The following is a 13749-nucleotide window of genomic DNA, read 5'->3' on the forward strand; positions in this document are numbered from 1 at the left end:
CGGGCACGGGGTGCCCACGAGCTGGGCGACCAGCCCACGATCCGTAGCCCGGATGAAGCCAACGGGACTAGCGGCCGATCGCGCCGGCTACCTGCGAAGCAAGCTGCTCGGCGAGCAAGTGATAGCCCCCGGCGGTCAAATGCACACCGTCGGGCTGATGGGGGAGTCCACCCAGCATCCCGTTAGGGAGCATGATCACCGCGATGCCACGGGTGCTGAGGCGACTTTGAATATCCGCTGTCCGGTCCGGGCTGTCCTTGCGTCGATCATTGCCGCCTGGCTGCAAAATAACCGCGCGGATCCCGTTCGGGACGGCGCGGTCCAGGCGTTGCAGCATCCCTTCCGTGGTGTCACCGTTGATACCGGCGTTCACGACACGGACATTCAATCCCTTCGCCCGCAAGATCGCTTCGAGCTGCGCGGGATAGGCCTGGTTGTGCGCCACACCCTTGCCATAGGTATTGCTCGCGCCAAGCGCCACGATGGTTACGGCGTCAGCCGAACCGGCGCCGAGGCCCAAGGCGGCGAGAAATACGAGGCATCCAACAACTCCCAACTGACGCGCGCGCATGCTTCCTCCGTCCAATCCGCGGCTCGGATGGAACGTAGCGTAGTCCGGGAAGCTACATTCGCCGACGTACTTCCTTGTCGTCGCTACGAAAAGCAGGGACGACGGCGGAGTGAAAGGCTAGATCGTGGCTCTAAACTACATCAAACTACATCGTTGCGCCCAGCACCCACGGCGCGAATTCGGCGCCGCCGAAATCAAAGCTCTCGCTCTTGGTCGGCTGGCCCGAGGCGGTCTTGAGGATGAGGTCGAAGATGCGCTGGCCGCATTCCTGCACGCTCTCCTCGCCGTCGAGGATGGTGCCGCAATTGACGTCCATGTCGTCTTCCATCCGCTTGTACATCGGCGTGTTGGTGGCGAGCTTGATCGACGGCGCAGGCTTGCAGCCGAACACGCTGCCGCGGCCGGTGGTGAAGCAGACGAGATTGGCGCCGCCGGCGACCTGCCCGGTCGCGGCGACCGGGTCGTAGCCGGGCGTGTCCATGAACACAAAACCCTTCTTGGTGACGGGCTCGGCGTAGTTGAGGACGTCGACGAGATTGGTGCTGCCGGCCTTGGCCATCGCGCCCAGCGACTTCTCCAGGATGGTGGTGAGACCGCCGGCCTTGTTGCCGGGGCTCGGATTGGCGTTCATCTCGGCGCCTTCGCGCTGGGTATATTCCTCCCACCAGCGCATCAGGCCGACCAGCTTCTCGCCGACCTCGCGGCTGACGGCGCGGCGAGTCAGAAGATGCTCCGCGCCATAGGTCTCGGGCGTCTCCGAGAGGATCACGGTGCCGCCGTGACGGACCAAGAGGTCGCTCGCCGCGCCGAGCGCCGGATTGGCGGACACGCCGGAGTAACCATCCGAGCCGCCGCATTGCAGCGCCACGGTGAGCTCGCTCGCCGGGACCGCTTCGCGCTTGACCTTGTTGGCGTCGGCGAGCGCTTCCTTCACGAAGGCAACGCCGGCTTCCACCGTCTTGCGGGTGCCGCCGACCTCCTGGATGTCCATCGCGCGCAGCCGGCCCGCAAGCTTCTGCTCCTGCATCAGGCCGCCGATCTGGTTCACCTCGCAGCCGAGGCCGAGCACGATGACGTTGGAGAAATTCACGTGACGCGCATAGCCGCCGAGCGTGCGGCGGAGCAGCGCCAAGGGTTCGTCCTGGGTCATGCCGCAGCCGGTCTTGTGAGTCAGCGCGACGACGCCGTCGACGTTGGGGAAATCGGCGAGCGGATTGTCGCCGGTGAACGGATTCTTCTTGAACATGTCGGCGACGATGCCGGCGACATGGGCGCTGCAATTTACCGAGGTGAGAATGCCGATATAATTGCGGGTCGCGACGCGGCCGTCAGCGCGGCGGATGCCTTCGAACGTCGCCGGCAGATCGAAGTTCGGCACCGGCTTGACGTCGACGCCATAGGCATAGTCCTTGGCGAAATCGCCCATGCCGCAGTTCTGCGTGTGCACATGCTGGCCTGGCGCGATCGCCTGCGTCGCAAAGCCGATGATCTGGCCGTAACGCCTAATCGGCTCGCCCTGCGCGATCGGCCTGATCGCGACCTTGTGGCCCGCGGGGATCCGATCGACCGTGGTGACGCCCTCGGTCACCTCAAGCCCCGGCGGCAGGCTCGCGCGCGCGATCAGGACGCTGTCGTCGGCGTGCAGGCGGATCACTTGTGCCGAGGCCATGGGAGTTCTCCTTTGGAGTTTCTTCACCTCTCCCCGCTCTTTGCGGGGAGAGGTCGGATTGCGTCAGCAATCCGGGTGAGGGGCGATGCACACTGCCAGTTACAATGACGGTATTCACCGGATGGAGGCCCCTCACCCCAACCCTCTAAGAGCCAGCTTCGCTGGTCTCGACCCCGCGAGAGCGGGAAGAGGGGGAGGATAGATTTACGCTTTGCCGCCGGACTTCTCGCGGGTCGCGTTAACCTGCATCTTGGCGTAGACCTGCATCAGGCCGACTTCGTTCGACAGCGTCACGAGCTTGAAGCCCATGTTGATTGCGCGCACCGCGCCCTCGGCGCCGGAGCAGTGGATGCCCGGGTTGAGGCCGCGCTTGCCGCACTCCTTGATGATCTTCTCGTAGATCTTGAGGATCTCCGGCTCGTCGCGATCGAGCTTCGGCACCAGGCCGTAGGAGAAGCCGAGATCGGACGGGCCGATATAGACGCCATCGATGCCTTCGACATCGAGGATCGCTTCCATGTTCTCGACCGCGGTCTTGGTCTCCATCATCGGCAGCAGCACGATCTCGTCGTTGGCGGTCTGCTGATAGGTGCCGGCCGAGCCGTACATGCCGGCACGGATCGGGCCGTTGGAGCGCACGCCCTTCGGCGGATACTTTGCATAGGAGACGAGGTTCTTGGCTTCCTGCGGTGTGTTGACCATCGGGCAGATCACGCCATAGGCGCCGCCGTCCAGCACCTTGCCGATGATGCCGGGCTCGTTCCAGGGCACGCGGACCATCGGAGTGACCGGATGGGCGTGCATCGACTGGAAGCATTGCACCATCGACTGATAATCCTGCACACCATGCTGCATGTCGACGGTGACGCTGTCGAAGCCACACTGCGCGATCACCTCGGCTGAAAACCCGGAGGGAATCGCGAGCCACGCGTTCACCACCGCCTTGCCGGATGCCCAGACTTGCTTGACCTTGTTTGCCATTGATCGCGTTTCCCTTTGCGGTTTATTGGGGGACGAGCCTTCAGCTGGTCGCCCGCTGGATAGAAACTTCGCTGACGCCGACTTCGCGCGCGGTATTCACTATCGCCGCCCAGGTGTCGTCAGGCAAGGGGATGCCGTTCCTGGTGCGATCGGCACGGGTTTTCCGCTCCGGATCGCCCGGAACCAGCACGGAATCCGTCCCCGCGATCGGCTTGGTGGCGCGGATGAAATCGGTGTAGCGGGTGATTTCGCCGTCGAAGAAATTGCTGGTGTCGATCACCTTGGGGTCGATGTAGAACGCCATCATGCCGTTGGCGAAGCGCCGGTCCGACGACGTTGCGCCGGTGCCGGTCAGCGCACCGCCGAGCAGTTCGCAGATGAAGGCGAGACCCGAGCCCTTGTGATCGCCGAAGGCGCGGATCGCGCCAGTTCCCTTGGTGTGGTCGCGCGGTCCGTCCGGCGTGTACGGACCATACAACACGTGCGGATCCTCGCTCAGCGTGCCGTCGGCATCGACGAGCGCGCCGATCGGCAGCTTCTTGCCGCCGCGGCTTGCCACCAGGCACTTGCCCTCGGCGACAACCGAGGTCGCAAAATCGAGCACGATCGGATCCAGGCCCTGACGCGGAATGCCGACGCAATACGGCGCCGTGGACAGGCGCTTCTCGACGCCGCCGTAAGGCGCGACCAGCAGCGAGCCGGCCGCGGTCACGAAATGAATTGAAACAAGGCCTTCGGCGGCGGCCATCTCGGCCCAGTCCCCGACGCGGCCGAGATGGCCGGAGTTGCGCAGCGCGACCGCGGCGAGCCCCGCCTTCTTGCACTTGTCGATGCCGAGTTTGACCGCAACCGGCGTGACGGTCTGGCCATAGCCGAACTTGCCGTCGACCACCGCGAGCGACGGCGTGTCGACCACCACCTCGGGAGTCTGGTTCGGCACGATCGAGCCCATCTTCTTCCACCTGACATAAACAGGCACGCGGATCACCCCGTGGCTGTCGTGACCTGTGAGATTCGCGGTCGTCAGATAGGTCGCGATGCGCTTCGCCTCTTCCGGAGAGGACTCCGAATGGGAAAACACCTCGGACACGAAGTTGATGAGGTTATCGACCTTGATGGTGACCATGAAAAACCAGCTCGCTCAGTAAAGCACGGGACGTTGTCAGGCGTGGGTCTTGGCGTGGCCGCCGAGATAGGCCGCGGCGATGGCTTCATTGCCCCACAATTCGTCGGGCTTGCCACCCAGCACGATCCGTCCTGTTTCCAGGACGAAGCCGTGATCGGCGACCGAGAGTCCCATGCGCGCATTTTGCTCGACGAGCAAGACCGTGGTATCCTTCCTGATCTGCGAAATAATGCGGAACACCGACTGTACGATGACGGGCGCCAGCCCGAGCGACGGTTCGTCGAGCAGCAGCAGCCGAGGCTTGGCCATCAGGCCGCGCGCCACCGCGACCATCTGCAGCTGGCCGCCGGACAGAGTCCAGCCGAGCGCGTTGGAAAAGGCGCGAATGTCCGGGAACAGGTCGAACATCGCGTCGGCCTCGCGCGAGATCTGCGACGCCGACACCTTCCGGTTCGACGCGCCGAGCATGATGTTCTCTTTCACGGTAAGGCCCGGAAACACGCGGCGGCCTTCCGGCACATGCGAGATGCCAAGCCGGACGATCGCTTCCGGCCCGAGGCCCGCGATCGAATGGCCATCGAACATAATGTCGCCGGAGGCGGGCTTGGCGAGGCCTGAGATCGCGCGCAACGTGGTCGACTTGCCGGCGCCGTTGGCGCCGAGCAGTGTGACCACCTGCCCCTGCTCCACCGCGATGGTGACGCCGCGCAACGCCTCGATCTCACCGTAGCGGACCACGAGATTGCGGATTTCGAGCAGCGGCATCATTCGCTCCCGAGATAGGCGGAGACGACGTCGGGATGGCGCAGCACCGCCATGGATTCGCCGTCCGCGATGCGGCGTCCAAAGTTCAGCACGGTGATGTGCTGGGCGGCTTCCGACACCAGCGTCATGTCGTGATCGATGATCAGGATGGTGAGACCCTGGGCTGCGATGCGCTTCAGCAGCTCATGCAGCTCCAGCTTCTCGGTCGAGTTGAGGCCGGCGGCCGGCTCGTCGAGCAGCAGCAGCGTCGGGTTCGACGCCAGCGCCCGCGCGATCTCGATCAGGCGCTGGTGGCCATAGGAGAAGCTCGAGATCAACTCGTTGGCGCGGTTGCCGAGCCCGACGAAGGTCAGCGCCTCCATCGCGCGCTCGGTCAGCGCATCCTCGCCCTTCCCGATCATGGTGTTGCCGGGACGCTCGGCCCCGATCTCGACATTCTCCAGCGCGGTCATCGAACGGAACAGGCGGATGTTCTGGAAGGTGCGTCCGAGGCCGGCCGCCGTGCGCTGATGCGGCGCCATGTTGGTGATGTCGGTGCCGTCGAGCACGATCCTGCCCGCGGTCGCCTTGTAGAGCCCGGACAAGACGTTCAGCGTCGTGGTCTTGCCGGAGCCGTTGGGCCCGATCAGCGCGTGCACGCTGCCGCGCTTCACCGCGATATCGACGCCGTCGACCGCCTTGAGGCCGCCGAAATGCTTCGAGAGCCCGGTCACTTCGAGCACGATGTCGCCGCCCGACGTCGCCGGCTTGAGCTGCAAGGCCGCCGCGGCCGGCGGCGCCTTGGTGTGCGCACGCCAACGCGTGAATGCGTCCGACACAAAACCCCAGATACCGTCGGGCATGAAGCGGATGATCAGGATCACGAACAGGCCATAGATCGCCAGATAAAGTCCCGGCACGCTCTTCAGGAAGCGCAGCCATTCGGGGATCAAGATCAGGAGGCCCGTGCCGATCACCGAGCCGATCGGCGAGGCCACGCCGCCGAGCAGCGACATGGTCAGGAACACGATCGATTCCGCGAACGAGAACTGGTCCGGGCTGACATAGGCAAAGCCGCCGGCGAACAGGCCACCGGCGAGACCGCCGAGCAACGCACACAGGCCGAAGGCGTAGATCTTGGTGCGGAACACGTCGATGCCGTTGACGCCGGCCGCAAGCTCGTTGTCGCGCACCGCACGCATGGCGCGGCCGAGCTTGGTATCAGGGAGATGCCAGACCAGGTAACCGACGATCGCGAGCATCGCGACGCAGAAGGCCAGATAGCTCTGCGAGGACTGGAACAGCTCCGGCCGGCGAATATTGGCGACGCCGTCCGGCCCGTGGGTCACGCCGATGGCGTTGATCATCACCAGCGTCACGATCTGCTGGAACGAGATCGTCACCATCGCAAGGTAGTGTCCGCCCAGCCGCAGCGTCGACATGCCGAGAAACGCACCGGCGATCAGCGTGATCGCGCAAGCAGCGGTCAGGCAGAGCCAGAAGTTCAGGTGCAGGTCGGCGGTGCCGAGGCCGACCGCATAGGCGCCGAAGCCGAAGAACGCGGCCTGCGCCAGGTTGATCTGACCGCACAGGCCGAGCACGACCGACAGCCCGAACACCGCGATCGAAAAGGTCGTGGCCTGCAGCAGGATGTTGAGGATGTAACCGTCGAACCGCATGCCGGCGGCGAGCGCCACCAGCACCGCGGCGCCGATGAAATACGGCAGATGACGGATAATCAGCGGCTTCGAGCGCACGGCCGGCGCGGGGATCATGTTGTCGGTGGCGCTCATGCTTTCTCCGCGACACGTTCGCCGAAGATGCCCTGCGGCCGAAACACCAGGAAAGCGATCAGCACCAGGAAGGCAAAGCCGTCCTTGTACGGCACTGAAATATAGGCTGCGCCGAACGTCTCGATGACGCCGAGCGCGAGGCCGCCGACGATGGCGCCTGCGACATCACCGAAGCCGCCGATGATGGTCGCGGCAAACGCCTTCAGCGCGATCGTCGAGCCCATCTGGATCGAGACGAACAGCACCGGCGCCACCAGGATGCCGGCGAGACCGCCGAGCACGGCCGAATAGATGAAGGTGATCATGATCATGGTGGAAACGGAAATGCCGAGCAGCGAGGCCATTTCCTTGTCCTGCGAGGTCGCCTGCAGCTTCTTGCCGAGCAGCGTCTTCTCGAAGAACCAGAAATTGAACAGCACCAAGAGGATGGTAACGCCGATGATCAGAAGATACTGGCTGTCGAGATAGACCGGGCCGAGCTGGATGCCGGGCGTATCGAACCAGCCCTGCAGCACCTGCGGCTGCGGACCATAGATCGCAAGCACCGAGTTCGACAGCAGGATCGAGGCGCCGATGGTGGCGATGATCACGGGCAGATAGGTGCGATTGCGCAGCGGATAATAGACGCCGAGATTGAAGATGACGCCGAACAACGCCATGCCGGCGAGCGCGATCAGGAACGACAGCCAGTAAGGCCAGCCGAGATCGACCGAGAACACCACCATCAGATAGGCGGCGACCATCGAGAACTCGCCTTGCGCGAAGTTCACCACGTTGGTGGCGCGGAAGATCAGCACGAAACCGAGCGCGACCAGCGCGTAGACCGCGCCGATGCCGATTCCGGTAAAGAGCAGTTGGAGGACGAGATCCATGACGAGCGCTCGATCTGAGAATTGTGCCGCGGACGAAAGGCCTCTCCGAGATAGCCCGGAGAGGCCGAACCGCTATCAATCGTTGAAATCGATGTGCTTGTCGTAGACGATCTTGCCCTTGTCGTTCTTCACGACATTGTAGCCGTGCAGGCCGTCGCCGTTCTTGTCGAAATTATATTCACCCTCGGCGCCGGCGAATTTCTGCGTCGCAAGGATGGCGTCGCGGATCTTGTTCGGATCGGTCGAGCCCGCCTTGTTGATCGCCGCCGACAGGATGGTGATCGCATCATAGGGCCAGGCGCTCTGGTTGTCGGGCGCGGTCTTGTAGACATCGCGATAAGCCTTGCCGAACGCCTTCGCGGCATCGCTCGAGTCCTCGGCGAAGTCGGCGACGCCGTAGGTATTGAACAGCGCGGGACCGGCGAGCTTGGTCGAGGAGACCGCCACCACCGAGGGCGAGCCGACCCAGGGAATATTGACGCCGAGCTGACGCAGCTGCCGGGCAAAGATGCCGAGATCGTTCTCAAAGGTGAAGTAGGTGCCGAGCACGTCAGCACCGGACTGCTTCACGGCCAGCACGACCGGCGTGAAGTCCTGGCTCTGGTTGGCATAGCCCTGGTCGAGCACCGGCGGCGCGCCGAGCTTGGTCAGCGCTTCGGTGAGCGCCTTGCCGCCTGCGGTGCCGAAGGCGTCGGTGGAATGGACGATCGCCCACTTCTTCTTGCCGAGCGTGTTGACGCCGAAGTCGGCGATCACGCGGCCGGAATAATTGTCGTTCGGGCGGAAGCGGAACAGCCAGGGATTGCCGGAATGGGTGAGATCGGGATTGGTGCCGCCGATCATCACCGGCTTGCCGACCTTGATCACGTCGGGCGCCATCGCCTGCACCTGGGTCGAGCGGATCGAGCCGAGGAAGGCAACGATGTCGGACTGCGCGGCGAGCTTGGAGAATGCCAGCACGATGCCCGGATTGGTGGTCTGGTCGTCCTCGATGACGAGCTCGACCTGCTTGCCGAGCACACCGCCGGCCTTGTTGACCGCGGCGAGCGCCAGCTTGGCGCCGTTCTGGGCCCACAGCCCCTGCTCCGCCGCCGGTCCGGTCACCGGCACGCACATGCCGATCTTGATCGTCGCACCCTGCGCCCAAGCGCTGCGCATCAGCGCGGGTGCAGCGAGACCTGCCGCCAAGCCGGCGGAAAACTCACGCCTCGTCAGTTTCATTCAATCCTCCCTGTGGTGCGCCGAACTTGCATGTCGGCTGCGTTGAAACGAGCTGACGCGTCGATCTGCTGCCCTATCCGCAGCCATCGACCGGCGCGGCGAACAAACATCAACACCGCTGCAACACACAAGACGTGCAACGGCGACCATCGATCTGGCGTTTGACGTAGCTAACCATGATTGCACATTGCACGCAATAGCCAAAAGTTCGCTGGCAGCGGTGCGTAAATGCCTGCTACCAACGACCACGGCGCGATCACGTGTTAGTGTGACCGGCGGGCAGTCATCGATGTCGATTCCAAGAGCGAAATCGCAGACCAGACGGAAGCAGCCGGCCTACGCGCTGATCAAGAGCGCATTGGCAAAGCACATCCGCGCCGGTGACGTGCCACCTGGCACGGTTCTTTCCGAATCGGCGATCGCGACCTTGTTCGGCTCCAGCCGCTCTCCGGTGCGGCAGGCTTTCGAACAGCTCGAGCATATCGGCCTGGTGCGCCGGTTCGATGGTCGCGGCGTCATCGCCGGCAAGCGCAAGGTCGACCCTCGGCGCGTCCCGATCACGCCGGAAATGTTTGGGCTGACCGACGGCCCCGTCGACGCCGTGCGCAGCGACGCCTGGGATACTCTCTACTACAGGCTCGAACGTGAGATCATTTACCGGTCGCTGTTCGGACGCTTCCGCGTCAGCGAGCTCGCATTGGCGCGGCATTTCCGGGTGGGGCGCACGGTGGCGCGCAACCTGCTGTTACGTGCGCAGGCGATCGGCATCCTCGAGAAAGGCGCCAAGGCGCACTGGTACGTGGTGCCGTTGGACGAGGACCGCCTCCGCGACATCTTCGAGGTGCGCGCAACGCTCGAGCCGCTGCTCCTCAAATCCGCGACGGCGACGATTCCTGCCGCCCTGCTCGACCGGATGGCGGAGCGGCTGCGCGAGGGAATCCGGCACCGCGACCGCGTCGGCGTCGGCGAACTCGATGAGATCGAAGGCGACCTCCATATCCGCTGCCTGGGTTACGGTGCCAATCGCGAAATGATCGAAGCCCTCAAGCGCACCCATTGCGCGTTCGTGATCGGCAAGCACATCCAGGTCGCTCTGACCGCGCCGCAGATCGATTCCTTCATGGACGAGCATCTGGTGATCATCGAGGCTTTGCGGACGCGGGACGGCGACGCCGCGGCGGCGACCTTGCGCCGCCATATCGAATGGTCCCACTCGAAGGTCGCGGGCTGGATTGCCGAATTTCGCGCCATTAACGTGATTTCGCGCGTACCCTACATGGCCTGAGCGCGAATGCCGCGCATGATCGCAGCTACTCGTCAGCCTCGACCTCGGCGTCATCGGCCGAGCCCATTCCGGCCAGGCTCGCTTCGAGCGCGCCCAGCATCTCCTGCAATTCGGCAAGCTTGCGCGCCCCGAAGCGCCGGGTGATCTCGCCATAGATCGTCTCCGACGTCGGCGCCACCGCCTCGATCAGCTTCAACCCCTTGGCGGAGATCGACACCACCGCGCGCCGCGCGTCGTTCTCCGCCGCCTTGCGCTCGATCAACGCGCGGCCCTCGAGATCGCGAAGGATTCGCGACAGGCTCGGGCCGAGCAGAAACGCCATGCGGGCGAGCTCGGTGACCTCGATCTCGTCGACCGCGGTGAGCGCGCGCAGGATCCGCCATTGCTGCTCAGTCAGCCCGTGATTGCGCAGCGACGGACGGAATTGCCGCATCACCGCCTCGCGCGCGCGGAGCAGCGACATCGGCAGCGAGCGCGAGAACTCGCGCATCGGGGTCCGCCGCGCCGCCGCGTCGTCGTCCTGCCCCGGCCGAATGTCGTTCGAATTCTTGCGCGCCATTACCTAATCCTGCGCAACGAAATTTTGCGCTGCAACATGCCTTGATTCAGTTTGCGGGAATTCACTTAACATGTTAATCATCTCCTGACATCCACTTTTGTGTAGCACGCATGGCCCTCTCCAAGGACGATATCCGCGCTGCCGCCGAACGGCTCGACGGCGCGGAAAAGACCCGCAAGCAAATCCGCCAGCTCTCGCTGGAATACCCCCGCATCACCCTCGAAGACGCCTACGCGATTCAGAAGGCCTGGGTCGAGATGAAGGTGGCGCAGGGCCGCGTCGTCACGGGCCACAAGATCGGCCTGACCTCGAAGGCGATGCAGAGCGCGCTCAATATCGACGAGCCCGATTCCGGAATCCTGCTCGACGACATGTTCTTCGCCGATGGCGGCCTGGTGCCAAGCGACCGCTTCATCGCCACCCGCGTCGAGGCCGAGCTCGCCTTCGTGATGAAGCATCGCCTGGCCGGGCCGAACTGCACGCTGTTCGACGTCCTCAACGCCACCGACTTCGTGGTGCCGGCGCTGGAAATCCTGGATACCAGGATCGAGCGCGTCGATCCCGAGACCAAGGCAACGCGCAAGATCTTCGACACCATCGCCGACAACGCCGCCAATGCCGGCATCGTGCTTGGCGGCCGGCCGATCCGTCCGCTGGATGCCGATCTGCGCTGGATCGGGGCGCTGTGCTTCCGCAATGGCCAACTCGAGGAAACCGGTCTTGCCGCCGGCGTGTTGAATCATCCGGCGACCGCGGTGGCGTGGCTGGCCAACAAGATCGCACCGAACGGACTGGCGCTGGAGGCCGGCCAGGTCGTGCTGGCGGGCTCCTTCATCCGTCCGATCGAGACCCGCAAGGGCGATACCATCCAGGCCGACTACGGACCGTACGGTTCCGTAAGCTGCTACTTCGCCTGACGCCTTCAGCAGGAGCGCTGCATGCCGCATTTCACGCTTGAATACTCCGCCAATCTCGACGATGTCGTCGACATGGGCGCGACGGTCGAACTGGTCCGCATGGCCGCGGTCGAGACCGGCATCTTCCCGCTCGGCGGCATCCGCGTCCGCGCCGTCAGATGCGAGCACTATGCGATCGCCGACGGCCGCGAGAATTACGGCTTCCTCGACATGGTGCTGCGGCTCGGCGAAGGCCGCGATCTCGCCACCCGCAAGAGGGCCGGCGAGCACATCTTCAAGGCGCTGTCGGCACATCTCGATCCGGTCTTCGCCAACAGCAAATTCGCCCTGTCGTTCGACATGCAGATCAACGACAAGGACACCAGCTGGAAACGCAACAACATCCACGACGCACTGAAGGTGGAGACGGTCAATGGATAAAGCGGCCACGAAATCGTCAGCCGACGTGTTCCAGGCCAACCGCGATCGCGCTGGCCCGCTGCTCGCAAAGCTGAAGGCCGAAGGGATCGGCCATGTGATCGACGGCAAGATCGTGCCGGCGGCCTCCGGCCAGACTTTTGAGACGAAATCGCCGATCGACGGCACGGTGCTGGCGACGGTCGCACGCGGCAATGCCGAGGATATCGATCGTGCCGCGGCCGCTGCGTCCAAGGCCTTCAAGGCCTGGCGCGACATGCCGGCGGCGCAGCGCCGCAAGCTGCTGCATCGCGTCGCTGATGCGATCGAGGCGCGCGCCGACGACATCGCCGTGCTCGAATGCATCGACACCGGCCAGGCGCACCGCTTCATGGCCAAGGCCGCGATCCGCGCGGCGGAGAATTTCCGCTTCTTCGCCGACAAATGCGGCGAGGCCCGCGACGGCCTCAACACGCCCTCGGAAGAGCACTGGAACATCTCGACCCGCATGCCGATTGGGCCGGTCGGCGTGATCACGCCGTGGAACACACCGTTCATGCTCTCGACCTGGAAGATCGCGCCGGCGCTCGCCGCCGGCTGCACGGTGGTGCACAAGCCGGCGGAATGGTCGCCAGTAACCGCCGATCTGCTGGTCAAACTCGCAAAACAGGCCGGCATCCCCGACGGCGTGCTCAACACCGTGCACGGCTTCGGCGAAGAGGCCGGCAAGGCGTTGACCGAACATCCCGCAATCAAGGCGATCGGCTTCGTCGGCGAGAGCGCGACTGGCTCGGCGATCATGGCGCAGGGCGCACCGACCTTGAAGCGCGTGCATTTCGAGCTCGGCGGCAAGAACCCGGTGATCGTGTTCGACGATGCCGATCTCGACCGCGCGCTCGATGCCGTCGTGTTCATGATCTACTCGCTCAATGGCGAGCGCTGCACGTCGTCGAGCCGGCTGCTGGTTCAGGAGGGCGTCGCCGGCAAGTTCATCGAGAAGCTGACCGCGCGCGTGAAGGCACTCAAGGTCGGCCACCCCCTCGATCCCGCCACCGAGATCGGGCCGCTGATCCATGAGCGGCATCTCGCCAAGGTCTGCAGCTATTTCGACGTCGCCAAGAACGACGGCGCCACGATCGCGGTCGGCGGCAAGCCGCATGACGGCCCCGGCGGCGGCCACTATGTGCAGCCGACGCTGGTGACCGGCGCAAACGCCAAGATGCGCGTCGCGCAGGAGGAGGTGTTCGGCCCATTCCTGACCGTGATCCCGTTCAAGGACGAAGCTGACGCCATCGAGATCGCCAACGGCGTGCAATACGGCCTGACCGGCTATGTCTGGACCGGCGACATGGGCCGCGCGCTGCGCGTGGCGGATGCGCTGGAAGCAGGTATGATCTGGCTCAACTCGGAAAACGTCCGCCATCTGCCGACCCCTTTCGGCGGCATGAAGTCGTCAGGCATCGGCCGCGACGGCGGCGACTATTCGTTCGACTTCTACATGGAAACCAAGCACGTCTCGCTCGCGCGCGGGACGCACAAGATCCAGAAACTGGGAATTTAGCCAGCCCGTCGTTCCGGGGCGATGCGCAGCATCGAACCCGGAACCTCGAGATTC

At 64.3% G+C, this 13749-nt stretch carries 13 protein-coding genes; 4 read left to right on the forward strand and 9 right to left on the reverse strand.

Going from position 1 to position 13749, the window contains the following annotated elements; all coding sequences use genetic code 11:
- Window positions 1–67: 67 nt before the first annotated feature.
- From E2I15_RS14415 to E2I15_RS14450, 8 genes are all read right to left on the reverse strand, one after another.
- Window positions 68–571, reverse strand: coding sequence for a GDSL-type esterase/lipase family protein (locus E2I15_RS14415; RefSeq protein WP_246667892.1), 504 nt, complete (start codon window positions 569–571; stop codon window positions 68–70).
- Window positions 572–716: 145 nt separating this feature from the next.
- A complete protein-coding gene (locus E2I15_RS14420) occupies window positions 717–2240 on the reverse strand; it encodes a UxaA family hydrolase (protein WP_016841136.1) in 1524 nt (507 codons plus the stop codon).
- Between the two features lie 204 nt (window positions 2241–2444).
- Window positions 2445–3221 (reverse strand): HpcH/HpaI aldolase family protein, encoded by a 777-nt coding sequence (locus E2I15_RS14425; protein ID WP_018270573.1) that lies wholly within the window; start codon window positions 3219–3221, stop codon window positions 2445–2447.
- Between the two features lie 40 nt (window positions 3222–3261).
- The gene (locus tag E2I15_RS14430; protein ID WP_137476508.1) at window positions 3262–4347 is read right to left on the reverse strand and encodes a malate/lactate/ureidoglycolate dehydrogenase; all 1086 of its coding nucleotides are present in this window, start codon (window positions 4345–4347) and stop codon (window positions 3262–3264) included.
- Between the two features lie 36 nt (window positions 4348–4383).
- A complete protein-coding gene (locus E2I15_RS14435; RefSeq protein ID WP_028338711.1) occupies window positions 4384–5112 on the reverse strand; it encodes an ABC transporter ATP-binding protein in 729 nt (242 codons plus the stop codon).
- A complete protein-coding gene (locus E2I15_RS14440) occupies window positions 5112–6884 on the reverse strand; it encodes a branched-chain amino acid ABC transporter ATP-binding protein/permease (protein WP_137476509.1) in 1773 nt (590 codons plus the stop codon). The genes E2I15_RS14435 and E2I15_RS14440 overlap by 1 nt, the downstream gene beginning before the upstream one ends.
- Window positions 6881–7756: a branched-chain amino acid ABC transporter permease gene (locus E2I15_RS14445; RefSeq protein ID WP_016841141.1), complete on the reverse strand. Its 876-nt coding sequence runs from the start codon at window positions 7754–7756 to the stop codon at window positions 6881–6883. Before E2I15_RS14445 ends, E2I15_RS14440 begins: the two co-directional genes overlap by 4 nt.
- Window positions 7757–7831: 75 nt before the next feature.
- Window positions 7832–8977 carry an ABC transporter substrate-binding protein gene (locus E2I15_RS14450; protein WP_137476510.1) on the reverse strand — a complete coding sequence of 382 codons (1146 nt, stop codon included), beginning with the start codon at window positions 8975–8977 and terminating at the stop codon, window positions 7832–7834.
- Between the two features lie 289 nt (window positions 8978–9266).
- On the opposite strand from E2I15_RS14450, the gene E2I15_RS14455 reads away from it, so the two are divergent.
- Complete coding sequence (locus tag E2I15_RS14455) at window positions 9267–10262, forward strand: GntR family transcriptional regulator (RefSeq protein ID WP_137476511.1); 996 nt, start codon at window positions 9267–9269, stop codon at window positions 10260–10262.
- A 25-nt stretch (window positions 10263–10287) separates the two neighbouring features.
- On the opposite strand, the gene hpaR is transcribed toward E2I15_RS14455, so the two are convergent.
- Window positions 10288–10821 (reverse strand): homoprotocatechuate degradation operon regulator HpaR, encoded by a 534-nt coding sequence (gene hpaR, locus E2I15_RS14460; RefSeq protein WP_137476512.1) that lies wholly within the window; start codon window positions 10819–10821, stop codon window positions 10288–10290.
- Between the two features lie 110 nt (window positions 10822–10931).
- Between hpaR and hpaH the strand changes: the two genes are divergently transcribed.
- From hpaH to hpaE, 3 genes are read left to right on the forward strand one after another with little or no spacing between them, the layout of a single operon-like run.
- Window positions 10932–11738, forward strand: a complete 807-nt coding sequence (hpaH, locus tag E2I15_RS14465) for a 2-oxo-hept-4-ene-1,7-dioate hydratase (RefSeq protein WP_137476513.1) — start codon at window positions 10932–10934, stop codon at window positions 11736–11738.
- Between the two features lie 21 nt (window positions 11739–11759).
- A complete protein-coding gene (locus E2I15_RS14470; protein WP_137476514.1) occupies window positions 11760–12158 on the forward strand; it encodes a 5-carboxymethyl-2-hydroxymuconate Delta-isomerase in 399 nt (132 codons plus the stop codon).
- The gene (gene hpaE, locus E2I15_RS14475) at window positions 12151–13695 is read left to right on the forward strand and encodes a 5-carboxymethyl-2-hydroxymuconate semialdehyde dehydrogenase (protein ID WP_137476515.1); all 1545 of its coding nucleotides are present in this window, start codon (window positions 12151–12153) and stop codon (window positions 13693–13695) included. The genes E2I15_RS14470 and hpaE overlap by 8 nt, the downstream gene beginning before the upstream one ends.
- The last annotated feature ends 54 nt before the right edge of the window (window positions 13696–13749 follow it).

The sequence above is a fragment of the Bradyrhizobium sp. BR2003 genome (assembly GCF_009720285.1).
In the GTDB taxonomy this organism is placed as follows: Bacteria; Pseudomonadota; Alphaproteobacteria; order Rhizobiales; family Xanthobacteraceae; genus Bradyrhizobium; species Bradyrhizobium elkanii.

What these genes read in the sequence shown, in the direction of transcription:
- E2I15_RS14415 (WP_246667892.1), bottom strand. Translation starts at nt 571, where the DNA reads ATGCGCGCGCGTCAGTTGGGAGTTGTTGGATGCCTCGTATTTCTCGCC.
- E2I15_RS14420 (WP_016841136.1), bottom strand. Translation starts at nt 2,240, where the DNA reads ATGGCCTCGGCACAAGTGATCCGCCTGCACGCCGACGACAGCGTCCTG.
- E2I15_RS14425 (WP_018270573.1), bottom strand. Translation starts at nt 3,221, where the DNA reads ATGGCAAACAAGGTCAAGCAAGTCTGGGCATCCGGCAAGGCGGTGGTG.
- E2I15_RS14430 (WP_137476508.1), bottom strand. Translation starts at nt 4,347, where the DNA reads ATGGTCACCATCAAGGTCGATAACCTCATCAACTTCGTGTCCGAGGTG.
- E2I15_RS14435 (WP_028338711.1), bottom strand. Translation starts at nt 5,112, where the DNA reads ATGCCGCTGCTCGAAATCCGCAATCTCGTGGTCCGCTACGGTGAGATC.
- E2I15_RS14440 (WP_137476509.1), bottom strand. Translation starts at nt 6,884, where the DNA reads ATGAGCGCCACCGACAACATGATCCCCGCGCCGGCCGTGCGCTCGAAG.
- E2I15_RS14445 (WP_016841141.1), bottom strand. Translation starts at nt 7,756, where the DNA reads ATGGATCTCGTCCTCCAACTGCTCTTTACCGGAATCGGCATCGGCGCG.
- E2I15_RS14450 (WP_137476510.1), bottom strand. Translation starts at nt 8,977, where the DNA reads ATGAAACTGACGAGGCGTGAGTTTTCCGCCGGCTTGGCGGCAGGTCTC.
- E2I15_RS14455 (WP_137476511.1), top strand. Translation starts at nt 9,267, where the DNA reads ATGTCGATTCCAAGAGCGAAATCGCAGACCAGACGGAAGCAGCCGGCC.
- hpaR (WP_137476512.1), bottom strand. Translation starts at nt 10,821, where the DNA reads ATGGCGCGCAAGAATTCGAACGACATTCGGCCGGGGCAGGACGACGAC.
- hpaH (WP_137476513.1), top strand. Translation starts at nt 10,932, where the DNA reads ATGGCCCTCTCCAAGGACGATATCCGCGCTGCCGCCGAACGGCTCGAC.
- E2I15_RS14470 (WP_137476514.1), top strand. Translation starts at nt 11,760, where the DNA reads ATGCCGCATTTCACGCTTGAATACTCCGCCAATCTCGACGATGTCGTC.
- hpaE (WP_137476515.1), top strand. Translation starts at nt 12,151, where the DNA reads ATGGATAAAGCGGCCACGAAATCGTCAGCCGACGTGTTCCAGGCCAAC.